The sequence below is a fragment of the Fructilactobacillus sp. X2R1C3 genome (assembly GCF_059901425.1).
This window is the reverse complement of sequence record NZ_JBWXUW010000001.1, coordinates 215,461-237,426: the sequence shown is the minus strand read 5'-3', so window position 1 is coordinate 237,426 and position 21,966 is coordinate 215,461. Positions and strand designations below refer to the sequence as shown.

26 protein-coding genes and 1 tRNA gene are annotated in these 21,966 nt (G+C 40.4%); 12 read left to right on the top strand and 15 right to left on the bottom strand.

What is annotated here, in order from left to right; all coding sequences use genetic code 11:
* Positions 1-7 precede the first annotated feature (7 nt).
* Positions 8-1,036: a WxL protein host-binding domain-containing protein gene (locus AC6UDD_RS01170; protein ID WP_500717730.1), complete on the bottom strand. Its 1,029-nt coding sequence runs from the start codon at positions 1,034-1,036 to the stop codon at positions 8-10.
* 18 nt (positions 1,037-1,054) lie between these two features.
* The gene (locus AC6UDD_RS01165) at positions 1,055-1,873 is read right to left on the bottom strand and encodes a hypothetical protein (protein WP_500717728.1); all 819 of its coding nucleotides are present in this window, start codon (positions 1,871-1,873) and stop codon (positions 1,055-1,057) included.
* A 351-nt stretch (positions 1,874-2,224) separates the two neighbouring features.
* On the opposite strand from AC6UDD_RS01165, the gene map reads away from it, so the two are divergent.
* A complete protein-coding gene (map, locus tag AC6UDD_RS01160) occupies positions 2,225-3,025 on the top strand; it encodes a type I methionyl aminopeptidase (protein ID WP_500717726.1) in 801 nt (266 codons plus the stop codon).
* A 127-nt stretch (positions 3,026-3,152) separates the two neighbouring features.
* Complete coding sequence (locus tag AC6UDD_RS01155; RefSeq protein ID WP_500717724.1) at positions 3,153-3,755, top strand: matrixin family metalloprotease; 603 nt, start codon at positions 3,153-3,155, stop codon at positions 3,753-3,755.
* A gap of 45 nt (positions 3,756-3,800) precedes the next feature.
* Here AC6UDD_RS01155 and AC6UDD_RS01150 read toward each other — a convergent pair whose 3' ends face one another.
* The 5 genes from AC6UDD_RS01150 to AC6UDD_RS01130 all read right to left on the bottom strand — a co-directional run bounded on the left by AC6UDD_RS01150 (position 3,801) and on the right by AC6UDD_RS01130 (position 8,096).
* Positions 3,801-4,430 carry a DNA-3-methyladenine glycosylase gene (locus AC6UDD_RS01150; protein WP_500717721.1) on the bottom strand — a complete coding sequence of 210 codons (630 nt, stop codon included), beginning with the start codon at positions 4,428-4,430 and terminating at the stop codon, positions 3,801-3,803.
* A 39-nt stretch (positions 4,431-4,469) separates the two neighbouring features.
* Positions 4,470-4,916: a universal stress protein gene (locus tag AC6UDD_RS01145; RefSeq protein WP_500717719.1), complete on the bottom strand. Its 447-nt coding sequence runs from the start codon at positions 4,914-4,916 to the stop codon at positions 4,470-4,472.
* Positions 4,917-5,010: 94 nt separating this feature from the next.
* Complete coding sequence (locus tag AC6UDD_RS01140; protein WP_500718094.1) at positions 5,011-6,633, bottom strand: BCCT family transporter; 1,623 nt, start codon at positions 6,631-6,633, stop codon at positions 5,011-5,013.
* Positions 6,634-6,821: 188 nt separating this feature from the next.
* Positions 6,822-7,379, bottom strand: a complete 558-nt coding sequence (locus AC6UDD_RS01135) for a sugar O-acetyltransferase (protein WP_500717717.1) — start codon at positions 7,377-7,379, stop codon at positions 6,822-6,824.
* 42 nt (positions 7,380-7,421) lie between these two features.
* Positions 7,422-8,096, bottom strand: coding sequence for a ribonuclease H family protein (locus tag AC6UDD_RS01130; protein WP_500717715.1), 675 nt, complete (start codon positions 8,094-8,096; stop codon positions 7,422-7,424).
* Positions 8,097-8,203: 107 nt separating this feature from the next.
* Between AC6UDD_RS01130 and AC6UDD_RS01125 the strand changes: the two genes are divergently transcribed.
* Entirely contained in the window at positions 8,204-8,644 is a 441-nt protein-coding gene (locus AC6UDD_RS01125) for a hypothetical protein (protein WP_500693453.1), read from the top strand.
* A 96-nt stretch (positions 8,645-8,740) separates the two neighbouring features.
* On the opposite strand, the gene AC6UDD_RS01120 is transcribed toward AC6UDD_RS01125, so the two are convergent.
* The 3 genes from AC6UDD_RS01120 to AC6UDD_RS01110 all read right to left on the bottom strand — a co-directional run bounded on the left by AC6UDD_RS01120 (position 8,741) and on the right by AC6UDD_RS01110 (position 10,375).
* A tRNA-Asn gene (locus AC6UDD_RS01120) sits at positions 8,741-8,814 on the bottom strand.
* A 125-nt stretch (positions 8,815-8,939) separates the two neighbouring features.
* On the bottom strand, positions 8,940-10,040 hold the full coding sequence (locus AC6UDD_RS01115) for an NAD(P)-dependent alcohol dehydrogenase (protein WP_500717712.1): 1,101 nt from the start codon (positions 10,038-10,040) through the stop codon (positions 8,940-8,942).
* 212 nt (positions 10,041-10,252) lie between these two features.
* The gene (locus AC6UDD_RS01110; protein ID WP_010022570.1) at positions 10,253-10,375 is read right to left on the bottom strand and encodes a hypothetical protein; all 123 of its coding nucleotides are present in this window, start codon (positions 10,373-10,375) and stop codon (positions 10,253-10,255) included.
* A gap of 110 nt (positions 10,376-10,485) precedes the next feature.
* Between AC6UDD_RS01110 and thiD the strand changes: the two genes are divergently transcribed.
* From thiD to AC6UDD_RS01075, 7 genes are all read left to right on the top strand, one after another.
* Complete coding sequence (gene thiD, locus AC6UDD_RS01105; protein ID WP_500717710.1) at positions 10,486-11,286, top strand: bifunctional hydroxymethylpyrimidine kinase/phosphomethylpyrimidine kinase; 801 nt, start codon at positions 10,486-10,488, stop codon at positions 11,284-11,286.
* A 220-nt stretch (positions 11,287-11,506) separates the two neighbouring features.
* A complete protein-coding gene (locus AC6UDD_RS01100) occupies positions 11,507-12,076 on the top strand; it encodes a 5' nucleotidase, NT5C type (protein WP_500717708.1) in 570 nt (189 codons plus the stop codon).
* A 13-nt stretch (positions 12,077-12,089) separates the two neighbouring features.
* Positions 12,090-12,968, top strand: coding sequence for a class II fructose-1,6-bisphosphate aldolase (gene fba / locus AC6UDD_RS01095; protein WP_500717705.1), 879 nt, complete (start codon positions 12,090-12,092; stop codon positions 12,966-12,968).
* Between the two features lie 341 nt (positions 12,969-13,309).
* Positions 13,310-14,821, top strand: coding sequence for a glycerol kinase GlpK (gene glpK, locus AC6UDD_RS01090; RefSeq protein ID WP_500717702.1), 1,512 nt, complete (start codon positions 13,310-13,312; stop codon positions 14,819-14,821).
* Entirely contained in the window at positions 14,814-16,631 is a 1,818-nt protein-coding gene (locus AC6UDD_RS01085) for an FAD-dependent oxidoreductase (RefSeq protein WP_500718091.1), read from the top strand. The genes glpK and AC6UDD_RS01085 overlap by 8 nt, the downstream gene beginning before the upstream one ends.
* Positions 16,624-17,409: a triose-phosphate isomerase gene (tpiA, locus tag AC6UDD_RS01080; protein WP_500717699.1), complete on the top strand. Its 786-nt coding sequence runs from the start codon at positions 16,624-16,626 to the stop codon at positions 17,407-17,409. The genes AC6UDD_RS01085 and tpiA overlap by 8 nt, the downstream gene beginning before the upstream one ends.
* A gap of 2 nt (positions 17,410-17,411) precedes the next feature.
* Positions 17,412-18,116 (top strand): MIP/aquaporin family protein, encoded by a 705-nt coding sequence (locus AC6UDD_RS01075; protein WP_500708078.1) that lies wholly within the window; start codon positions 17,412-17,414, stop codon positions 18,114-18,116.
* A 115-nt stretch (positions 18,117-18,231) separates the two neighbouring features.
* Here the strand turns inward: AC6UDD_RS01075 and AC6UDD_RS01070 are convergent, their stop codons facing one another.
* On the bottom strand, positions 18,232-18,411 hold the full coding sequence (locus AC6UDD_RS01070) for a hypothetical protein (protein ID WP_500717696.1): 180 nt from the start codon (positions 18,409-18,411) through the stop codon (positions 18,232-18,234).
* 1 nt (position 18,412) lies between these two features.
* Positions 18,413-19,117 carry an NAD(P)H-dependent oxidoreductase gene (locus tag AC6UDD_RS01065; protein WP_500717694.1) on the bottom strand — a complete coding sequence of 235 codons (705 nt, stop codon included), beginning with the start codon at positions 19,115-19,117 and terminating at the stop codon, positions 18,413-18,415.
* A gap of 202 nt (positions 19,118-19,319) precedes the next feature.
* Here AC6UDD_RS01065 and AC6UDD_RS01060 point away from each other — a divergent pair, with 202 nt between their 5' ends.
* The gene (locus AC6UDD_RS01060) at positions 19,320-19,520 is read left to right on the top strand and encodes a cold-shock protein (protein ID WP_010022560.1); all 201 of its coding nucleotides are present in this window, start codon (positions 19,320-19,322) and stop codon (positions 19,518-19,520) included.
* A 67-nt stretch (positions 19,521-19,587) separates the two neighbouring features.
* Here the strand turns inward: AC6UDD_RS01060 and AC6UDD_RS01055 are convergent, their stop codons facing one another.
* The 3 genes from AC6UDD_RS01055 to AC6UDD_RS01045 form a co-directional block, all read right to left on the bottom strand.
* Complete coding sequence (locus AC6UDD_RS01055; RefSeq protein WP_500717690.1) at positions 19,588-20,112, bottom strand: TetR/AcrR family transcriptional regulator; 525 nt, start codon at positions 20,110-20,112, stop codon at positions 19,588-19,590.
* A 73-nt stretch (positions 20,113-20,185) separates the two neighbouring features.
* Positions 20,186-20,467, bottom strand: coding sequence for a hypothetical protein (locus AC6UDD_RS01050; protein WP_500717686.1), 282 nt, complete (start codon positions 20,465-20,467; stop codon positions 20,186-20,188).
* Positions 20,468-20,538: 71 nt separating this feature from the next.
* Complete coding sequence (locus AC6UDD_RS01045; protein WP_500717684.1) at positions 20,539-20,703, bottom strand: hypothetical protein; 165 nt, start codon at positions 20,701-20,703, stop codon at positions 20,539-20,541.
* A 192-nt stretch (positions 20,704-20,895) separates the two neighbouring features.
* Between AC6UDD_RS01045 and AC6UDD_RS01040 the strand changes: the two genes are divergently transcribed.
* Positions 20,896-21,933, top strand: coding sequence for a YczE/YyaS/YitT family protein (locus AC6UDD_RS01040; protein ID WP_500717682.1), 1,038 nt, complete (start codon positions 20,896-20,898; stop codon positions 21,931-21,933).
* Positions 21,934-21,966: the final 33 nt, after the last annotated feature.

The window sequence follows — 21,966 nt, the reverse complement described above, 5'->3', positions numbered from 1 at the left end:
TTAAGACTCACAGCTTGTGCTTTCGATGATTAATTATTACCAGAGATGCCAAAATTACGACAATCAGGCTTAACGCAACTATAATTCCGATTATGATAAAGAGCGTTCGATAAGAAAACGTCCTGATGTAATCAACCGGACTAACGATAAATTCCCTTTGTAATTTAACGTGATTAGCCGACTCATTAACTGAATTCTTCCCCTTGAGATTAACGGTGGCAATATACTTGCCGGGCAATAATTGCTTATTTAGTGGTTGCTTGATCGCAAATTGACTGTTGGGGGCTATCTGACCCTTACTAATCTCGGTACTTGTCATAATTCGGTTCAACGTCACGTTCTTCAACGTTGCATTAGCCTTCACGTTATCTAACATGGCCGGTCTTTTATTTACTAGTCCAAAAGTAAACATTGCATGCTTGACGGCATCTTTCTTAAGATCGTTCTTGGTTGCCTCAATCTCACTACTCTGCGGTTTCCCCTTCCTAACCTGAATCGGGATGGTGTAAGAAAATTGATTATTAATCTCACCCTTAACTACCGGCGCAGCTTGTGTAAAAGTTACTGCCCCAAGGATCTCGCCATTAAAGTTGCGGAACTTATCATTGTTTAAGTTGAGCGACATTTTCACGATTCGAGTTTGCCCGGGTGCTAACTGAAAATTACGATCACTTAACTCATTAAATGAGACCACCTGGCGCATGTTAACGGGCAATCCATGAAATTGACTTTGATTATTATTAAAAAATAACGCCAGCTTAGATGATGTCGACGCAGAATCAACGCGGGTACTAACCTGACAAGCATCGGTTTTACTTAAATTAGTTAACGAGACGGCGATGGGATAATCACGTGCTTGGTTAGTTACAATCTGATAGTACGAGTTATCATGTGACACATGATAACTGTCATCAATCTTGACCTGAATTGGGGTTGTACTGCTCATATCAGCAGCAGAAGCCGTTAAAGTAGCCGAAACTTCCACCATAAATAAAGCAATCAACGTGATCAATAGTACTTTCACGAACTTTTTCATAATTAGTGTCCTAACTTTTTAGTGAACCTGAGGAGCATAGTTCCAATCGATGGTGCCGTTGTATTCATTATCTTGACTGGGAACTTTATCATAGCCAGTAAAACTACTACTATTAAACGGAACTTCCAGTCGGACGTCCCCTAACGTCCACGCTAATTCATACACACCAAACGAACCAACCGGAGTCGTTGACTGATCAGCAGGACCATTATTAGTATTTGACAACATTACCGGAGCATTTGCATCCGTCGTAATGGTGGTAGTTCCAATGTTGTCTGGTGACGCTGGTTGTGAGATATTATTGTACACAGCATCCCCAATGTCATACTGAAACAGTTGGGTATTATTCAGTTCAATGTACGCTCCAGAAAGGGCATCTCCATCACCGTTAACAAACCCATTTCCATTCCCATCGGCTTCAAGCGTAGCCTTTAACTCCATCGGTCCGGTATCACCAAAATCATGAACTTGGACAAACACAAAGTTATTCTGATTTCCATCTTTAGACGTGCTGGAGCCACTTGAAGTTAACGGACTATCCGCAAAATGTGGGTCACTGAGGGCCTGAAAGGTTAAATTTTTGGGGACATAATCAACGGCATCTTGATTATTATTCTCACCAGCCGCTCCATTATCACCAATGTTGGAATTGTCACTTGGTGTAAAAGGATTGATGATTGGAACATTAAATCTTCCCTGAACGTTTAGGCCAACGTTGGTATCATTATTTTGGGAATAATCAATTAACCCATCGGCTTTGACAACTCTAGAACATAAGCACACTAACAAAACCATGCTGCATAGAAAGAGCCCTACATATTTAACTTTTGCTACCAAACTCGTCGCCTCTTTTATCTCAAAGAATAAAAAAGTAATCTTCTTTAATAACAACTTGTTAACTAAACCAGATGTCTTGCTTCATATTTTAGAATAATTATTAATTTATCACTTAATTAATTGATATTGTAACACGATCCCCTTCAATCTTTAAATTTTATAAAAATAAATGTGATGTTCTTTCACAAAGACATCGGTTAATTTATGATTAGAAATAATAGGCCCAGTAGTGATATATTAGAGGTGTGAGATTTTAACTAAATTTGGTAATTAAAAATTATTTTTACGCTTTATTTAATTTTAATTATGGAAGAAAAACAATTTATCCAACTAATAAAAGGAGATATTCACTTGATTACTTTAAAATCAGATCGTGAAATTGAAAAGATGGCAGAATCCGGTGCGGTGCTAGCTGGTGTCCACAATGGTTTGAAGAAAATCATTAAGCCGGGCGTTGATACTTGGGAGATTGAAGAATTCGCTGACAAGTACATTACCGACCACGGAGCTACTCCATCAGAAAAAGGCTTTGATGGTTATAACTATGGCACTTGTATCTCGATCAACAATGAGGTTGCCCATGGAATCCCACGTCGGGGTTTAAAGTTAAAGGAAGGCGACATTGTCAAAGTTGACATGTGTGTCAATAAAGACGGTTTTGAAAGTGACTCCTGCTGGTCATACGCGGTTGGTGAAGTCTCACCTAAGATCAAGAAACTCATGGAAGTTACTGAAAAAGGCCTCTACTTAGGAATTGACCAAGCTCAAGTTGGTAATCGAATTGGAGACATTGGGGCTGCCATTCAACACTACGTTGAAGACGAAAACCACATGGGTGATGTTCGAGAGTTAATTGGACACGGTATCCAGCCTTCAATTCATGAAGATCCAGCTGTTCCAGCTTATGGGGTTGCCGGTCACGGAATGCGTCTCAGACCAGGCATGACCATTACCATTGAACCAATGGTTAACCTTGGAACTTGGAAAATCAAAGATGACTATGATAAAAAAGACGATTGGACTTACTACGTTAGCCAAGATGGCTCATACTCAGCCCAATACGAACACACTTTAGCAATCACTGAAGATGGTCCTAAAATTCTCACTTCTCAGGATCACGTTGCTGACGCTAAATACATGTTCAAAAAATAAAGATAATGAAAATGGGTACGAAATCATTAAGAATTTCGTACCCATTTCTTTTTTGTTCTCCATTCCGCTTCGCTATGCTAGTATGGATTTGTTTCAGACTGAATCAGGGATGAAAGGTGGGATAAAAATGAAAAAATCAATCAAAATTGCGGGAACCTTAATGGCATTATTGGTTTCACTGATTGCTTTTAGTTCTCTCACAAACTCAACCACTGAGGCCGATCAGAAAGTTGACCCGAACATTGGTTTTCGCTATGAACACCCCACCGCCAAATACTACATTCGGAGAGGAACCCCCAAAGCGTACCAAGCCATCATTGAACAGGCCGCTAGAAACTGGAATAAAACCCACGCTTTTACTTGGGTTCGTTCCAAAACCAAAGTTCCGACAACCATCGGCACCACCAATAGTAACACTGGATTCTGGAAGGGTAATCGGTACGCCGGAGTTACTCTGAATCTTACTAAAACCGTCAACGTTAAAAATCACACTTATCAGTCAGGTGCCAAAATCACGCTCAATCCGCGGGTAATGAGCAACATGGAATACACTTACAAACAGCAACTGCTAACAACCGAACACGAATTTGGTCATGCAATGGGGCTTAAGCACGATCACGCTCAAGAAAGTATCATGTTCCCAAATGACACCTACTATAACTCACTTGATCCTAATCAGATCGGGCTCAGCGATATCCAAGGTTTAAAAACCCTGTACCACGAAAAATAAAACAATTTTAAAGGGATGCCACTTTCATAAAGTAGCATCCCTTCCTTATTTCCATCCGTAAGTCTTCAAATCCATATCACGCTTAGGTAGCTTAGACACATATGGGTTTCCTTTAACATAGAAACGATACGGCTTATCCGTCCAAGTTCCTCGATCACTAACCCCAATTCGTCCCGACTCAACTACTTCTTTTGGAACTTTGACGTGATCAATGTCTAGGTCAAGGGCGGTGTCACCGAGCTCAATCAAGTTCATATCCTTGTTATAAATACCCAAGGCATCCATCAACTTTCCGGGACCATTAGTCAATTCAAAACCATTTTTCTCACGATTTTGTTTCATCAGGTCAATTCCTTGGTAAGGTTCGATTCCACGAATCAAGATCCCCTCTGGCACGTCCTTAGCCTGAGCGGCAACGTCCAAACAAAGTCGACCATGAATGGAGTAGATATAAATCGTCCCTGGCACCCCATACAAAGCCTCATTCGATGGCGTTCTTTTTCCTTGATAGGCATGAGCTGCTGAATCTTTTTGCCCTAGGTAGGCTTCTGCCTCGGTGATGTACCCACTCATCAGTCCTTTTGGAGAATGATAAATTAGTAACGTCCCAAGCATCTTTTTAGTAATCTCATCGGTGGTACCTTCATTAAAAAAATTTCTTAACTTATCTGACAAAACACTTACCTACCCTACCTATTATTAAAGACTAATCGACTAACGAATGATGATGGTTGAAATCTTAGACTTTTTAACTAGTTTAACACTAACACTCCGATTTCCGTGTTCACCAGTTGCATCGGCACCACAGATCAAAAGGTCAGCTTTGAATCTAGGGGCGATGGCATCTAAGATCTCATCATCAATACTTCCACCAACCGAAATGATTGGGGTAACATCATCAACGCCGGCGTTTGTTGCGGCATCAGCATAATTTCCGACAACTTCTCGCAACTGATTCCGTTTTGCTTCGATTTTACTTGGTGTTAAAGAATCATAAATATTAATATCATTATTTTCTAACACCGAGCAAATTCCAAGTGACGCATTGAATTTAATGGCCATCGTTACCGCATAACGAAAAGCCCGCTGGGTTGACTTACTGTCATCCGGATCCACGGTCAGTAAAATCCTTTCAAATGTTAACGGTTCAAATTTTTCCATCTTTTTCATCTCCTTTCAGTAATATCATATCATTAATTTCATGATTTTCGGTAAAAAAATAATCAGTAGTAAACTACTGATTATCATCAATTCGTTATTCTTTATTGGGATCAGGTAAGGAGCGTTCGCTACTACCGTTTTGAGCGTCTTCAATACTTTTAACCATTTTTTTAGCGTGAATTCGGCGCATTTTTTCTTTTTTCTGCTTAATTCTTAAATTGTCCATGGCTTTATTTTTAAGCACAATTCCCTCATCATTTTTGACCATGTGATAAATCGATATCAAAATCATGATACATACAAACATCAATGGGAAACCAGCAATCGCACAGAAAGTTTGAATTGTTCCAAAACCACCCACAACGACCAGTCCAAATGAGAATAAGACGAAAACAACCACCCACGTCATGCGATTAAACTGAGTTGGTTCTTGACCTTCCTTTAGTCTAAGACTCGTGAACGATGAAACAATAAAGGCCGAAGACGAAATGGTCGTCGCCAGAAAAATAAAACAAGAAACACAGTAAACAATAAACACAATTATTTTAAAGGGTAAATTGGAGAGAACTGCGGTAATAACCGCCGCTTGCCCCTGCGTGTTCAAGATATGAACAAGGTTAATCTGGCCGGTTTTCTGTAACCATAACGAATAACCACCAAGGATGGCATAAAAGCTCAAACATCCAACGGAGCCGTATCCAAGCATTCCAATCAAAGTAGAACGAATGGTTCGACCCCTGGAGATTCGGGCAATAAATAACCCCATGACCGGCATGTAAGACAACCACCAGCCCCAGTAAAAAATGGTCTCTTGTTTGGCAACGTCGGCTGGTCCATTAGGAATGGTATTGGTAGACATGGAAACAAACTTATCGGCCAAAAGGCCTAAACTGTTAGTTTCTGAACTTAGGATATAAATGGTGGGGCCAACCAACAAAACGAAGGCTAAGAAGATAATTGCCGTCCAGATATGAGCGTCACTCAAACGGTCAATTCCACCATTTAAACCCTTATAAACGGTCCAGGCAAAGATGACAAACAACACCGCAAAAAGTGCCGTTTTCAGTTCCAGGTTATCAGGAATTCCTAATAAACGACTTAAAACGTTGGAAATAATTGGAATTTCCATTCCAACCGATGATCCAACACCACCCATAATTCCAAAAACAACCAGAAAGTCAACTAACTGTCTAGTGTAATACTTCCACTTAGCCTCACCCTGAATGAAATCAATGGCTGAACTAAGCCGTTGCACCTTCCCATGTTTAACGAACAAAATGTAGGCAATGGCAATCGTTGCTGGAGCAAACATCATCCATGCCATGGGTCCCCAGTTAAACTGACCAAACATGTGCGCATAATTATACGCATTCTGTGAGAATGGTTTGGCCCCAAAGGGTGGATGTTGCAAGTACCGAAGTGGATCTACCATACTCAACATCAAGATGCTGGCATCGATCGCAGTTGCAAAGACCATGCTTCCCCACTGCAGGTCACTATACTCTGGCTTTGAGTGCGGCTCACCCAAACGGATAGCACCGTACTTCGAAAATATTAACCACATAAAGAAAAGGAAGTTAATTATGTAGACCACCATATAGGCCCATCCCATTTGGTTGGTAATCCAATTCAAAGCAACTGCTAGGATTCCCTGCAATTTGGAACCACCAATAATCAGAATGATCGAGCCAATTCCAAAAATTAATAAGGTTGGAATAAAGACGAATTTATCAATATTAAATTTTTTAAAAATAAAGAAATCCCTCCAAATGCTTTTTTTCACAACAAAAAACGCTATGCATGGTGCTCATAGAGACACTTGCATAGCGTTGTAAAGGTCACACAAATGATAATTACTTATCTTTCATTATCATTATACACAACTAAGATAATAAGTAAAATTCGTTAATTATTATCAATCTTTTTTAATACCTGAGCTGGATTACCAACTAGCACCACATCGTCTCCAAATGACTTAGTAACAACGGCACCAGCACCAACTACCACGTTGTTTCCGAGTGTTACTCCGGGAACAATGGTGACATGACCGCCAAACCAGGCATTATCACCGATGGTAATGGGAGCGGCCATCTCAACGTCCGCGATTCGCTTTTTAGCGTTTAATGGGTGAACGTTTGTATAAAGTCCACAATTAGGGCCTATGTAACAATTTTTACCAAATGTGATCGGAGCCGTATCAAGCAGCGTCAATCCATAGTTAGCGTAGAAGTTATCGCCAATATCAATATTGAACCCATAATCAAATTCGATCCCGGTCTCAACAAAAAATCTTGGTCCACTCTTTTTTAACAAGGTTTGAACCAATTGGTTCCGTTTCTCATTATTAGGGGTATTATTAGCCTCCTGTAACTGCTTTCGACAAAGGATCCTCCTGCTAATCAGTTCTTTATCAAATTGATTATAGGGTTCACCCTTAGTCATTTTTTCTCTTTCACTCGTCATTGAATCACTCCTTTTAGGTCTCAACCTTATTATTAGGCAAATTTACATTTTGTCCATAGTCTGATTCAATTTCTCGTCCACGAAGACGTTCCCTTTATTTGTGGCATGACCCTTCGTCCAACCAAATTGGATGTTAGGAAACTGATGCAATAAATCATCCAACTGTTGCCAGAGTTCCTTGTTTTTAAGTTCTCCGCCACTACGTTTCCATCCGCGCTTCTTCCATCCGTCAATCCAGTGCTTAGTAATGGCGTTTAAAACGTACCTTGAATCGCTGACAACTCCAACGCTCTGTTCGTTAAGCTGATGATCAAACAACCATTTCAAAGCCTCAACAAGGGCCATGATCTCCATCCTATTATTAGTTACGCCATACTCACCACCCGAATCAACGTGCTGACCAGTAGGAGCATCAATTAAGTATGCCCACGCCGCCTTATCGTCTGATTTGACGTGCCCTCCAGCAACGTTACCGTGATTTCTGGAGCCACCGTCGGTAAATACAATGATGGTGGGACGTTTGTCTACTTTACTTTCCACCGGATGATTTTTAACTTGCTCACCATATAAGTACGCGCCGGCTTCTTTTTTGGTTGCAAAACTTTTATACTCTGCACCCGGAAATCCATCAACTTGTTTTTTAGTGAGTTCCCACGTCGGATAAATTCCAGGGTGTCTCCCCCGCTTTACCGCGTAATACTTCTTATTCTTTGCCATTTTAGCTCCATTTGAATTAAAATCTTAATTAATTATTACATTTAATCATATCGTTTTGCATTTTGTAATATTTATGCGAAAATAACATACAGGAGGGGATTCATACAATGGCCGACATAGCTGCAAAATTAATTACAGTTGATCAAGCGTTAGCAATGCTCAAGGACCGTCATGCTCAAAAAAATGAACGTTTTCCCAAGTTAATGACTCCCGGTAAATACATTTTACCAGATTACTTCTTAACTAGAAAAAGGGAAGCGTTTAAGATTAGAAAGCATACTTTCTTAAAGCGGCGCTCCCGCTCATACGTTGCTTTCGATTCAGAGAATGGTCAGACGCTTTGGTTGCACAATTTCCCTAGTCTATCAGAAGCATTATTCTGGTTAGATACCGGCCTTAAACCAGCCGATTCTGATTCAGGATCCTCATTCAAAGAATGGAAACAAGAGCATGCAAAAGAAATTGAAGGCATGAAAGATCAGCTTAGACAAATGCCAAAACCTAAAAAAAGTAAACCAAAAAAAGCTAAAAAAGGTAAAAAGCATTAATATTAAAAACCACAAGTTTGATTGTGGTTTTTTTATTAAATAATTGTACTAAACAAAAAAGCACCACTCAATCAAATGAGTGGTGCTTTTTTGTAGCTGCTGTGGCTGGGCTCGAACCAGCGACATCTTCATTAACAGTGAAGCGTTTCTACCAACTGAACTACACAGCAATAATGAATTACTTAATTTGTTGTTCACAAGTATACACAGTTATGAATTACTTGTCTACTGTTTTAGCAAATTATTTTAAATAAAAAAAGTCCTGCGCCAAATAAACGCAGAACTCAACTCTAATCTATTTTCGCAGCTGTTCGTTAGGGTAAATAATAACCTTTAAAGAATTCGATTTATCCGTTCTTGATTTTTCTAGTGCCGCTTTCGTTTCATCTAATGGATAGAAGTTAGTTAATAGGTTATCAACCTTATCGGTGTTTTTAGCTAAAATCTTTAATCCGGTCTTGTAGTTGTTACAGTATCTAAAGATCCCCATGATGGTGGTTTCGTGATCAGTCATAAACGGAACATCAAGTGGCGTTTGATCAGTTGTCGGAACACCAATGTAGGCGACTTTACCGCCCCGCTGCAGCGCGTGAAGTGAAGTTTGTTCACCTGGAACTGACCCCGAAGCGTCAATGGCATAGTCAACGCCCTTACCATTTGTGATCGTCTTAACTTCATCTAAAACATCCGCATTTTTAATGTTAATGGCATGAGTAGCGCCTAGCTTCTTAGCGGTATCAAGTCGAAGTTGCTCGGTATCACTGACAATGATGGTGTCAGCACCATGAGCCTTGGCGGCTAAGATTGCTAGCAATCCAACTGGTCCCATCCCTGAAATCAAAATGGTGGAACCAACGTCAACGCCCAATTTTTGAGTAGCGTGAACACCAACTGATAACGGCTCATTTAAAGTCGCCTCTTCATAAGAAACGTTTTCCGGAATGTGGTAAACAAAGTCTTGCGGATAGACGATGAATTGAGTCAAATCACCATCAACTGGTGGGGTCGCCATGAATTGCATGTTAGGACAGAGATTATAGTGACCAGTTCGACAAGCCTCACAGTGACCACAGGGAACACCTGGTTCCATCGCAACCCGGTCACCACGTTTAAAGTCGGTCACTTGATCACCTACCGCTACAATCACACCAGAACTTTCGTGTCCTAAGATTAAAGGCTTTTTAACCACAAAATCACCAATGTGACCTTGGTCATAGTAGTGAACATCTGAACCACAGATTCCAACTGCCACAACTTTAATCAAAACATCGGTTGGACCCATCTTCTTTAACTTAGTGTCCTTCATATCAATATCAAACATTTTTTCTAGGACCGCACTTTTAGTGGTCTTAGGCATATTATTTTTGTCATAGTCGGGAATTTTTACATCAGTCATGATTTTCAGTCTCCTTTATTAAAAACTCATTTACCAAAATCATTTTAGGTTAGAAACCTACAACTCCCATTTTTATCATCCCGTTCCCATAATTTTCACCATCATTATCACACCTTGCTCAATGGTTATCAAAGAAAAAGCACAAAAAAATAGACCTCTAATTATCAAAATAAATCAATAACCAGACGTCTAGTAAAAGTTAATTAGTTCAATTATTTAGCAGGTTTTTGCTTCAAAAACTTTTGTAAATCTGCTACTTCTTTTTGTTTTGCTTTACGTTTTTTAGTGTCGATCGGACGACGACCTTGGACACCATTTGGATGACAAATTCTCATGATGAAAAACTCCTTCCAATTAAGTCTAATTCCTTAAATACATCAGCTCTTAGTATTATAATACATAGAACAGGTAAAAATCAAATCAAACTAGAATGGAGACGCAAAAAATGGCTAAAGATTATCCACAAGCAGTAACGATTGCTGGAAGCGATAGCGACGGTAGTGCTGGCGTCCAAGCTGATTTAAACACTTTCTTCGCTCGTCGGGTCTACGGAGCATCGATTATCACGGCATGTGTATCAGGTAATTCATATGGGATTCACGATAGTGTTAACATGCCGACTAGTTTTATTGACCAAGAATTTAAAGACCTAGGTGACGATTTCCACATCTTAGCTGCTAAAACCGGCATGCTATCAGACGCTAACATCATCAACACGGTGGTCAAAGATTATCAGCTCTATGACTTTGGTCCGCTGGTGGTTGATCCGGTGATTACCACCAAATTTGGTACCATGCTTTTAGAAGAGGATGCTTTTGACGCCATGAAAAACCAACTGGTTCCCATGGCAACCGTCCTCACGCCGAACTTTTTTGAAGCGCAAAAGTTGACTGGTTTAGACGTTGATGATCCTGACTTCATGGCAAAATCAGCTCAAGCCATGCAGGACATGGGTGCTAGTAACGTAATTGTCAAGGGACGCCATGACGACCCTAGTCAGACCAAGGTTTCTGACTACGTCTTACTTGAAGACGGCAAACATTTTAATATCGACGGTCCCTACTTCACCACCGACCGTAAAAACGGAACAGGTGATACCCTTTCAGCTGGCATTACCGCTGAACTAGCGAAGGGACACACCGTTGCCGATTCCATTAAGATAGCCAAACAATATGTTGATGGCGCAATCGAAGACGAGATCCAAGTTGGTCATAAATATGGTCCAATCAATCATTGGGCTAGATAATTTAATAATTAATAATTGTAAGACGCAAATTCATCATTTGAGGGATGAGTTTGGGTCTTTTTTGGATTGGACTCAATTTTCATTTGAGGCAAATTAATCATAATGTGGTATGTTCTAATTATCCAAGCTTAAATAATTTTGATTATTAATTTATTGATCAAAAAGGAAAGGAATCTTATGTTTCATGAAGGCAAACAAACCAATAAAATTATTTTTAGACATGGATAACGTGTTAGTTAATACCATCCCTGTTCTAAATCAACGGGCAAAATCATTACCGACGGGAGCTCGTCCTGATCGGATCCCTGGCATCTTTAAGGATCTTGATCCGACCGAAAATGCGATTGAAAGCGTTAATCAACTAGAAAAATACTATGATTTATACATCCTCACTACTGCTCCATGGAGCAATCCAAGTGCTTGGCAGGATAAGGTAGCGTGGATTCAACGTTACTTTGGTCAAGAAAAGGGAAGTCCCTTTTACAAAAAAATCACAATGACTCATGATAAAAGTCTCGTTCACTACGTTGGCGGAATTCTGATCGATGATCGTCCGTATCACGGTGCCAGTGCTTGGAACGACGCCAAAACCAACAGTGTGTGGATCCAATACGGATTTGATAAGCGATTGACTTGGAAGGATGATCTAGTTCCATTCTTGATTAAAATTGCCCAATACGGCAATCAAACTAACCAGCTCATTGATGCCGTCAATCAGGCTAATAATCAGGATCCAAAGTACATGGTTCACGGAAATGTAAGTACGTTTCAAAAAGAAAATTGGGAATAAGGGAGAAGATAAAATGATTACAAACAGTACTGAAATGTTAGACAAAGCTCGAAAAGAACACTATGCCGTTCCGGCATTCAACGTCAACAACCTAGAATGGGCGAAAGCCATCTTAGAAGCATGTGAAGAAGCCAAGTCACCGGTCATTATGCAGGTTACTTCTGGTGCAGCCAACTACATGGGCAGTTTTAGATTGGCCTATGATTTGATTGTGGACATGCACAACGCACTAAACATCACCGTTCCCGTCTCAATCCATCTCGATCACGGAAACTACTACGACTCCATTAAAACCCTTGGAATCAAGTTCACTTCAATCATGTTCGATGGATCTGCCCTCCCGTTAGACGAAAACCTTGAAAAAACCAAGACCCTAATTAAGTTAGCACACGCAGAAGACGTTAGTGTCGAAGCTGAAGTTGGAACCATTGGTGGTGAAGAAGACGGCGTAATTGCTGATGGTGAAATTGCACCAGTTGATTCAGCCGTTAAAATGGCCGAGACTGGGGTCGACATGCTGGCAGTTGGTATCGGTAATATCCACGGTAAGTATCCCAAAGACTGGAAGGGTCTCAACTTTGATCATCTAAAAAAGATCGACCAAGCTCTTTATGATAATACTGGAAGACAAATCCCACTGGTTCTCCATGGTGGTTCCGGGATTCCTGATGACCAAATCAAAAAAGCCATTCAATTAGGTATCTCTAAGATCAACGTCAATACTGAGGGACAATTAGCTTTCCACCAAGCAATGCGTGACTACGTCCACTCCGATAAAGACCTCGAGGGTAAAAATTATGACCCACGAATCTTCTTAAAGGCTGGAACCGACGCACTTAAGAACATGTGCCTGGACCGGATTAGAGTCTTTGGATCAGAAAACAAAGCTTAATTCATACCAATTATCAAAATAATTAATTCATCTGGATTCACATTTATACAAAAATGTGAATCCTTTTTTTATTTCATCAGTCCATTTCATCAACTACATACAATAAAATGAATAAAATTTAACGAACGTTAACCCACGTGATTACTCATTTTCTTACTCAAAGCCGGATATTCTCCAGGATGTTTTTATTGTGAAATTAAATATTGGTAGTATACTAACCGTTAAAGAAAACGTTTTCTTTAATTTATGAACGCTGCCATCATGCGAATCCTAGGAAAATGGCACATTTAATAATTATGTGAAATATGATTTATTTGTGAAAGTAAGAAGTGATAGACAAAATGAAAAAATATATTTTAGTAATTGATGAAGGAACCACCAGTGTTCGCGCTATCATTTACGATAAAAACGCGAATGTGGTATCTAGCGATCAAAAAGAATTAACCATGTATTTTCCGGAACCCGGGTGGGTAGAACAAGATGCTAACGAAATTTGGTTAACCGCCCAAGCCGTGATGGCAACCGCCATTATCAAGGGCCGGATTAATCCGAATGAGATCGCTAGTATCGGAATTACTAACCAACGAGAAACCACCGTGATTTGGGACAAAGAAAGTGGATTGCCCATTCACAAGGCCATCGTGTGGCAATCACGTCAAACTGCCCCACTAGCCAAAACAATGATTGATGCCGGATATAAGAGCATGGTGCAAAAGAAGACCGGTCTAATTATCGATGCGTATTTTTCCGCCACTAAAATCAGATACATTTTGGATCAAGTCTCTGGTGCTCAGGAACGAGCCGAAAATGGTGAACTTCTATTTGGCACGATTGACAGTTGGTTGCTTTGGAAACTAACTGGCGGCGAAGTCCACGCGACCGATTATTCGAACGTTTCTCGAACCATGTTATATAACATCGAAAATCTCGACTGGGATCCCGAATTACTGAACATTCTCAATATTCCTAAAGTCATGCTTCCAGAAGTTAAAGACTCATCAGGGGTCTTTGGTAAAAGTCTTCCGGAAAACTTTTTTGGTGCTTCGGTTCCCATCTCGGGGATTGCAGGCGATCAACAGGCCGCTTTGTTCGGTCACTTAGCGGTTAATTCCGGTGACGTTAAAAACACTTATGGCACCGGTTCCTTTATTGTAATGAACACGGGGAAAAAGCCCAAATATTCACACAACGGCTTATTAACCACGATTGGCTACGGAATTGGTGGTCAAATTACCTACGCTTTGGAGGGATCCGTGTTTATTGCTGGGTCCGCCATCCAGTGGCTAAGGGATCGCATGCAGTTAGTTAAAACGGCTCCCGATACCGAAAACCTCGCCAACAAATCTAATAATCACAATGAGGTTTATGTCGTCCCAGCATTCACTGGATTAGGTGCTCCGTACTGGAATCCAGACGCGCGTGGTGCAGTCTTCGGCTTATCACGTGGAACCACCAAAAATGACTTTGTTAAGGCCACTTTACAGTCCATTGCCTATCAAAGTCGGGACGTTGTGGGTGCCATGGTAAATGATACTAATATGCCAGTCACCAATCTCCACGTTGATGGTGGAGCATCGTTAAATAACTATTTAATGCAATTTCAATCAGATCTCCTAGAAACCTCGGTCGTACGATCAAAAGACATTGAAATGACCGGACGCGGTGCCGCCTATTTAGCCGGACTAGCCATTGGATTCTGGAAGAGTATTGACGAACTTAAAAAACTTCAGCCTGAGCCAACCATTTTCAATCCCAACATGGAAAAAGATGAAGCAGAAAGCTTATATTCAGGCTGGAAACAAGCAGTTAAGGCAACTGAATCATTTAAGCCTCAGGAGAATGAAAATGAATAACTTTTCGTATAAAAACCGAAATCAAGATATTGATCAACTTAAAAATAATGATTTTGACGTCACAATCATTGGTGGTGGCATCACTGGAGCAGGCATTGCCGTTCAGGCCGCTGCTTCGGGCCTCAAAACCGCTTTAATTGACATGCAGGACTTTGCTGAAGGAACCAGTAGTCGTTCGACTAAACTCGTTCATGGCGGAATTCGATACCTCAAGACTTTTGATATCGACGTCGTAAACGACACTGTGAAGGAACGAGCCATTGTCCAGCATATCGCTCCACACATCCCTCGTCCTTCTAAAATGCTACTGCCACTTTACGATAATAAAGACGACACCTTCACCCCTTTAAGCGCAGAAGTCGCCATGGCCATTTACGATCATTTAGCAAACGTTCCAAAAGACAGTCCATTTGCACACCAAACGCTTTCAAAAGCGGATGCAGAGGAAAAATTACCCAACCTAAACCACAATCATTTAGTTGGGATGGGAGTCTATCTTGATTACAAAAATAACGACGCGCGCCTCACAATCGAAAACATTAAACAAGCAGTCAGTGATGGCACCGTCGCGGTTAGTCACGTTAAAGCAGTCAACATCGAAAATGATCACAACCAAAAGATCGTAAACGTGATTGATAGAGAAGATAACACCGAATTTCCAATTAAATCCAAAATTGTCATCAATGCGGCGGGGCCTTGGTACGATGGCATTGTTAAAATGTTTGATTACGATCATAAGCAAAAAATCAGACCCACTAAGGGAGTTCACTTAGTAGTTGATCAAAGCAAACTTAAGGTTCCCCTTCCCGTTTACCTAGACTCTGGCTTAGACGATGGTCGGATGATTTTTATCATTCCAAGATTTGGAAAAACTTACTTTGGAACGACGGATACGGATTACGATGGTGATTACAGTAACCCAACCGTTAATCAAAAGGATGTTGACTATCTCTTAAAGGCCGTTAACCAACACTTCCCAAACGCTAACTTAACGACTAACGATATAGAAGCAAGCTGGGCTGGCATTCGTCCCTTAATTGAATCCGGTGATTATAACGGGAACACCACGCACAAAAACTTAAATGACGACGATCTGCACCACTTGGACACTAAAATCAATCAATACTTTAACCGACAGATTGACCACAACGACATTAACAACTACGTTCATTCAGTAGTTTCAAACGACCAAAGCGCTTCAAGTGTCTCACGTGGATTTGAAATCAAACTGGTCGACGGTGTCATCAACGTTTCTGGCGGTAAATTAACCGATTACCGGCTAATGGGCGAAGACACGATGAAACTTGTTAAAAAAGAACTGGAACAAAAATTTGATCAACCAGTTTCATTGATTGACTCTAAAAATTACCAAATTTCTGGTGGCCACTTCGATTCAAACGACGTTAACGGCAACATTAAAAGTTACGCCGCCACTTTAGTCAACCGCGGCTTAAGCACCAAGGAAGCCATGACGATTGCCAACCTGTTTGGATCAAACACTCCCCTCATTGCTAACTACGTTGCCAGTGGCGTCACTGCACCAGGTTTAACCTTGGCAGAAACAAGTGTCCTCCACTACTCAATCGATCACGAAATGATCAGCCGACCGATCGACTTCTTACTTAGAAGAACGAACTACCTCCTATTTGATTCCGAAAAGACCAATCAAATCGAGATGCCGGTCATCGATGAGATGAGTCGCCAATTGGGTTGGGATCGTGCAACGAAAGAAAATATGACCCGGGAATACTTTAAGATCCGCCACCAGTCTCAATTAAAGAAACTAAAGGAGGCGAGTCTTAATGAGTAATCGAATCCCACTTATTTTAGCAAATTGGAAAATGAACAAAACCAGCAAAGATATTGAAGACTTTCTAAAATCATTAGAGGGTAAGTTGCCTGATAAAGACCTCGTTCAAGTTGGGATTGCGGCTCAAAACGTCTACCTTTATAAAATGGTTCAATTCATTCAATCCCAAAAAGAACCCATCGAAGTCTTTGCCGAAAATTTGCACTGGGCCGACGAGGGTCCGTACACCGGTGAAACGTCCCCGGTTGCATTATCAGACCTTGGAATCAACGGTTCCATCATTGGTCACTATGAACGCCGTAAGATGTTTAAAGAAACGAACGGTACAATTGGATTAAAAATCATGGGCAGCTTTCGCAATCACCTCACTCCGGTAGTGGCAATCTCGGAGGATACCTCAACCTATAATCCTGACGATCTGGAGATGTCACCCTTAACCGAAATTGCCGTTTCATTTGCCGGCATCAACCGAAAGGATGCTGAACATTTAGTCATTGCATACGAACCATCGTGGTCCATTGGTGCCGCCAAAACAGCCTCATTAGCGGAGATTGAACATGCAGCACGGGTGATTCGCACCTCCCTTAAGATTATTTTCGGAAATGACACTGCCGAAAAGATCAGGATTCAATACGGTGGAGCAGTCACCCCAGAAAATGCCAAAGCTATTTTTTCATTACCAAATATCGACGGACTGTTGATTGGAAGAGCCTCATTATCTTCAGATACCTTTCTTAAAATCATCAATGACGTAGCTGAAGTTCAAAGAGGAACCTAATAATGAAATTAAAAATCTTTGGTGAACTGGTTGGAACCGCATTATTAATCTATTTAGGAACAGGCCTCATCATTTTCAGTGGACCATATGCTGACCAATTAGGCCCATCGGTTGGATGGGGGCTCACATTATCCATTCTGGTTTATGCAACCGGACCACTTTCAGGAGCTCACCTAAATCCAGCTGTAACCCTTACCATGTATCTAACTAAAAGAATGCCCGGAAAAGAGGCGATTATTTATGTAATTAGTCAACTTGTCGGCGGTCTTTTAGGTGAAATTTGTGTCGTTTTAACGTATGTCTCACTGCTTAACAAGACCGGTGAGAGTTGGAACAAGGAAGTTAGCACCAATTACTTGGGTGGAACGGTCTTCCCCCACATCTCCGCTCCAATTGCTTTCTTCACCGAAGTTCTACTAACCACCACTTTGTTAATTGTGATCCTAGTATTAAACCATTCTAGGACGAACATGTATGCCATTCAGTCACCAATTGCCGTCGGCTTTACCATCTTTGTTCTGGTAATTGTTGGTGGTAAGTTAACTGGTGCTTCAATGAATCCCGTCCGGTCGCTGTTCCCCGCTATTTTTGCTGGTGGACTAGCATTGAAGTCACTGTGGCTTTATCTAACAGCACCACTTGTCGGTTCGGTTCTGGCAGCCTTAATAAACCAATACATTATTTCAGACCGAAGCGAACGAATTTAGTATTATAAATAAAAAAGCCCCGTAATCGGAGCTTTTCAATTAAACACTACCCACAGGGGCTCGTCTTTAATGACGAGTCCCTTTTGTTGTCAATACCAGCAAAGAGAGCGAATCCTTACCACTTCTCGGGACTCCAACTTCTTCCATCAATCTCATTTTCAGCCTGTTCATTTCTTGCGGCTTGTTCTTTAACTAACTGTTTACATCCATATAACAGTGAACGATTAATAAAGGATGTCTGGGTCTTAATTAATTCATCAATCTTATCAACGGTCCATTCTTCATTATCATCCATACTAGTCTTCCTCCTGATTCCGAATTAGGTTAATTTGTTCCTTTAAGTCATTTAAATTATCTTGACTGGTTTCCACTTCTTTAATAATTAAATCCAAATCTTTTTGATGCGACTTCATACTCCCCTTTGCCAACTTTTTTAGTTGAAAAGCCATCCACGTCTCACGTTCGTTAAAGTTAAAGGGATACTTAGCCGTCAAATACATCTGATAGTCAACCAGCAACTTCTTTTTCTCATCATCCGACAAGTATCCAAATTGCGAAATCACAAGTGGTGTCATAAATTTCATGCCTGCTTGTCTAGCAAGGGCTTCGTACGGCGTCATAATTTGAGAAATACTAAAAGATTGACTAGCGCCCACCGCAAACGATGACTGAGGATAACCCACACTCGTCACGATTCCGAGTTCCTTACCCTTTAAACGGCCATCTTCGTTAGCGTACGTGTAAGCCCGACTTAGGACATCATCCTCCCAAGCTTTAAGCGATGAGGGTGCACTATACCAGTAAAGTGGAAACTGAAAAATGATCCGATCAGCCATATTTAGAAGGTCACGTTCAGCTTGAACGTCAATTGGATCGCTTCCATATATTTCATCTAAGCAGTGCCAAGTGACATCGGTTAAATCGGCTTGACTGGTCTTTAAAAATTCCTGGGTAATTGAGTCCTGAAACTTGGGGTGTGAAACGATTATTAATGTTTTCATACTTTCATCTTCTTTTAATTGATTAATCTAAGTCTATCATATTGACATCGGTAGAATTTATGTTATATTTAAATAGATGTGTGAATGGTTTCGAGTTTCTAAGGTTTCTTGTTTTGTATTATTATGAAATGACTTCCTTTTAAGATTCAAACTAAGCAACACTGAAAAATTTATTGCGCTATGCGCTAGGAGGTTTCATATTATGAAACAAGGTACTGTTAAATGGTTTAATGCTGACAAGGGTTATGGTTTTATTACTACTGATGATGGTGATGTATTCGTACATTACTCAGCTATCAACAAGGATGGTTTCAAGACCCTTGACGAAGGCGAAAAGGTTACTTTGGACGTTGAAGAAGGAGACCGTGGTCCCCAAGCTGCTAACGTTACTCCAATGGACTAATTTTAGCCAAACAAAAAGAGCTCTGCAATTGCAGAGCTCTTTTTTATACATATTTTTAAATTAAAAGTTAGTTAACCTTAAAGTTCATGTACTTCGACGCAAAGATGACCAGTTCTTCAACGGGTTCTTCCATCCCGTCTTCTGTCCACGTCAGTAGAACTTCAGTTAAACCTCCTGAAATCAACGCAATTAGCATTTTCGATGAATTGGCCCGCAACTCCAATATATCGTCATCAACCAAATTCGTAATATATTTTTTTAAGATTTTCAGTAACAAATAAGACAGATCATTATCAACGATGGCATCCATCATCTGCTTATTCTCTTTAATAATCGTAAAGAAAGTCGTAGCAAGACCATTAAAATTCGAGACCTTTTGCGCTAATAAACGATTAATAAAGGTTGAAAAGGTCTCCTGGAATTGACCAACGATGACATCTTCCTTGGTATGGAAGTTACGATAAAACGTCATCCGGGAAACCCCAACGTGTTTGGAGATGTCTTTCACCGTAATCTCTTGATAAGACTTGGTTTGGAGCATCTCAAACATTCCTTCAATTATTCTCTTTTTGGCTGTTTCTTTTTTCGCCATATTTTCACCATTCGACCATAAACATGAGAGATTAACTTGCAAATAAATAAGCGTGAAGAAATTCTCCCCACACTTATTTATTTTTTAACGAGTCAAGTTGCGTTTGCAATTCATGATACTGATTTGATAATTCCATATATTCAGTACTCATTTTATTATATTTATTTTCATACTGAGTAGCTCGATCTAGAGCATTTTTTAGTTCGTCTTGAAACTGGACCACCTGTGATTTCAACTCACTAGTGCTCTTATCTGAAATGTCAGTACCACTTGTCAAAGCTTGAATTTTACTTTTAAGCTCTTTATTACGAGCCAATAGATCTTTGACCTGTTGTTTCAAATCTGAATCAACCATTATACTCACTTCCTAGACAATTGCATTTTAGTTGAAACCACAGCACCATGCAATTAAATTACTAAAATTTACTAAGTTAACGGTTTCAAGATAGGTGCAATCATTGCTCTGGCTGATTTACTCAATTGAAGTTTCTTATTGTGCATTAGCTGATGAACTCGAAAAAGGTTATTTTCACGCTGTTGCCAGTCTTTGACTGGTCGAGCGCCTTGCTTGTTTAATACTTTAATATTCATAAGCAATCCCTCCAAATACAAAATCAACTTAAATGATTAGTTCAAGTTACCAAGAATTATAATACATATTTCAAAATTAGTCATCTCTTGTAATTTATTGCCCATATCAATGGGTTTGTGACGCCCAGCCCTTACAATTCTGTATGCAATAAGTTATAATACAAATATCAAATTAAGAAGGAAGTCTATTCAATGAGTAATTCTACCCAATCAGGCAATGCTGCCGCACCGCAAATGACTTGGTACGGTAAAACATTTAATATATTACTTAAAGTTTTAATGTCGTTTGTTGGTATCACCATGTTATCACTTGGTGCCACGTTACTTCGATCAAGCAAGATTTTAGGTCTTGATCCTTTTACTGCCGTTAATATCGGTATGTCGAACCACCTGCATATGTCACTTGGTTTGTACCAGTTATTAGCTAACTTGGTAATTTTCGTGTTCGTCTTGTTCCTTGACCGTCACATGATCGGAATTGGGACCATCATGAACATGGTGTTGGTTGGATTTGAAATCCAAATCTTCACTCAGTTTTACCAACAAATCTTCCCGTCAGGAATTAACTTCTTCGTAATCGTTGCTAACGCCTTCCTGGGACTCATTTTATTTACGGCTGGTAGTTCAATCTACATGGCCCCTAATCTTGGTGTTGCCCCCTATGATGCCATTGCTCCAATTGTATCATCCCGATTACACATCAAATACAAGACGGCACGTGTGATTCAAGATATCCTCTTCCTAATTGCCGCTGTCCTTGCTGGTGGCCCCGTTGGATTTGCATCAATCATCGTTGCCTTCTTTGCCGGCCCACTAATTTCCTACTGGAACAAACACATTAGTGACCCCATTGTTAACGGCATCGACGACTTCAGTGAACAGCCAACGGTTAAACATGCTGCTAGCACGATTTCTAAAGCGACGTTATCTGGGTACCATTATCTAACCCATGCTTACAACGCCACCTTAAACGTTCAGATGAACTTATCAGGGTACACTAATCAACAGTTAGGGACTCGTCTTCATGACGCTCAAACGAACATGGAAGACTCACAGAAGGCTTATAATGCCTACCGTACTCAATACAGAATGTTGATGGCGGAAATGATGAAACGAAGTAAAAACGGTAACGTCAATCCACAATCAACTGGCAGTACTGCTGATGGTGCTCCTCAGAATTCAAAAGATTCTGATACTAGCAACAATGATTCCAGTGATTCCAAAAAGTAGTTAAATAAGCAAGGGTCCAGTAATAACGGAAAC

What these genes read in the sequence shown, in the direction of transcription:
- AC6UDD_RS01125 (WP_500693453.1), top strand. Translation starts at nt 8,204, where the DNA reads ATGGCCGACATAGCTGCAAAATTAATTACAGTTGATCAAGCGTTAGCA.
- AC6UDD_RS01115 (WP_500717712.1), bottom strand. Translation starts at nt 10,040, where the DNA reads ATGACTGATGTAAAAATTCCCGACTATGACAAAAATAATATGCCTAAG.
- AC6UDD_RS01135 (WP_500717717.1), bottom strand. Translation starts at nt 7,379, where the DNA reads ATGACGAGTGAAAGAGAAAAAATGACTAAGGGTGAACCCTATAATCAA.
- fba (WP_500717705.1), top strand. Translation starts at nt 12,090, where the DNA reads ATGATTACAAACAGTACTGAAATGTTAGACAAAGCTCGAAAAGAACAC.
- AC6UDD_RS01075 (WP_500708078.1), top strand. Translation starts at nt 17,412, where the DNA reads ATGAAATTAAAAATCTTTGGTGAACTGGTTGGAACCGCATTATTAATC.
- AC6UDD_RS01155 (WP_500717724.1), top strand. Translation starts at nt 3,153, where the DNA reads ATGAAAAAATCAATCAAAATTGCGGGAACCTTAATGGCATTATTGGTT.
- AC6UDD_RS01040 (WP_500717682.1), top strand. Translation starts at nt 20,896, where the DNA reads ATGAGTAATTCTACCCAATCAGGCAATGCTGCCGCACCGCAAATGACT.
- glpK (WP_500717702.1), top strand. Translation starts at nt 13,310, where the DNA reads ATGAAAAAATATATTTTAGTAATTGATGAAGGAACCACCAGTGTTCGC.
- AC6UDD_RS01055 (WP_500717690.1), bottom strand. Translation starts at nt 20,112, where the DNA reads ATGGCGAAAAAAGAAACAGCCAAAAAGAGAATAATTGAAGGAATGTTT.
- AC6UDD_RS01060 (WP_010022560.1), top strand. Translation starts at nt 19,320, where the DNA reads ATGAAACAAGGTACTGTTAAATGGTTTAATGCTGACAAGGGTTATGGT.
- AC6UDD_RS01110 (WP_010022570.1), bottom strand. Translation starts at nt 10,375, where the DNA reads ATGAGAATTTGTCATCCAAATGGTGTCCAAGGTCGTCGTCCGATCGAC.
- AC6UDD_RS01100 (WP_500717708.1), top strand. Translation starts at nt 11,507, where the DNA reads ATGGATAACGTGTTAGTTAATACCATCCCTGTTCTAAATCAACGGGCA.
- AC6UDD_RS01170 (WP_500717730.1), bottom strand. Translation starts at nt 1,036, where the DNA reads ATGAAAAAGTTCGTGAAAGTACTATTGATCACGTTGATTGCTTTATTT.
- AC6UDD_RS01070 (WP_500717696.1), bottom strand. Translation starts at nt 18,411, where the DNA reads ATGGATGATAATGAAGAATGGACCGTTGATAAGATTGATGAATTAATT.
- AC6UDD_RS01045 (WP_500717684.1), bottom strand. Translation starts at nt 20,703, where the DNA reads ATGAATATTAAAGTATTAAACAAGCAAGGCGCTCGACCAGTCAAAGAC.
- AC6UDD_RS01145 (WP_500717719.1), bottom strand. Translation starts at nt 4,916, where the DNA reads ATGGAAAAATTTGAACCGTTAACATTTGAAAGGATTTTACTGACCGTG.
- tpiA (WP_500717699.1), top strand. Translation starts at nt 16,624, where the DNA reads ATGAGTAATCGAATCCCACTTATTTTAGCAAATTGGAAAATGAACAAA.
- AC6UDD_RS01050 (WP_500717686.1), bottom strand. Translation starts at nt 20,467, where the DNA reads ATGGTTGATTCAGATTTGAAACAACAGGTCAAAGATCTATTGGCTCGT.
- thiD (WP_500717710.1), top strand. Translation starts at nt 10,486, where the DNA reads ATGGCTAAAGATTATCCACAAGCAGTAACGATTGCTGGAAGCGATAGC.
- AC6UDD_RS01065 (WP_500717694.1), bottom strand. Translation starts at nt 19,117, where the DNA reads ATGAAAACATTAATAATCGTTTCACACCCCAAGTTTCAGGACTCAATT.
- AC6UDD_RS01130 (WP_500717715.1), bottom strand. Translation starts at nt 8,096, where the DNA reads ATGGCAAAGAATAAGAAGTATTACGCGGTAAAGCGGGGGAGACACCCT.
- AC6UDD_RS01085 (WP_500718091.1), top strand. Translation starts at nt 14,814, where the DNA reads ATGAATAACTTTTCGTATAAAAACCGAAATCAAGATATTGATCAACTT.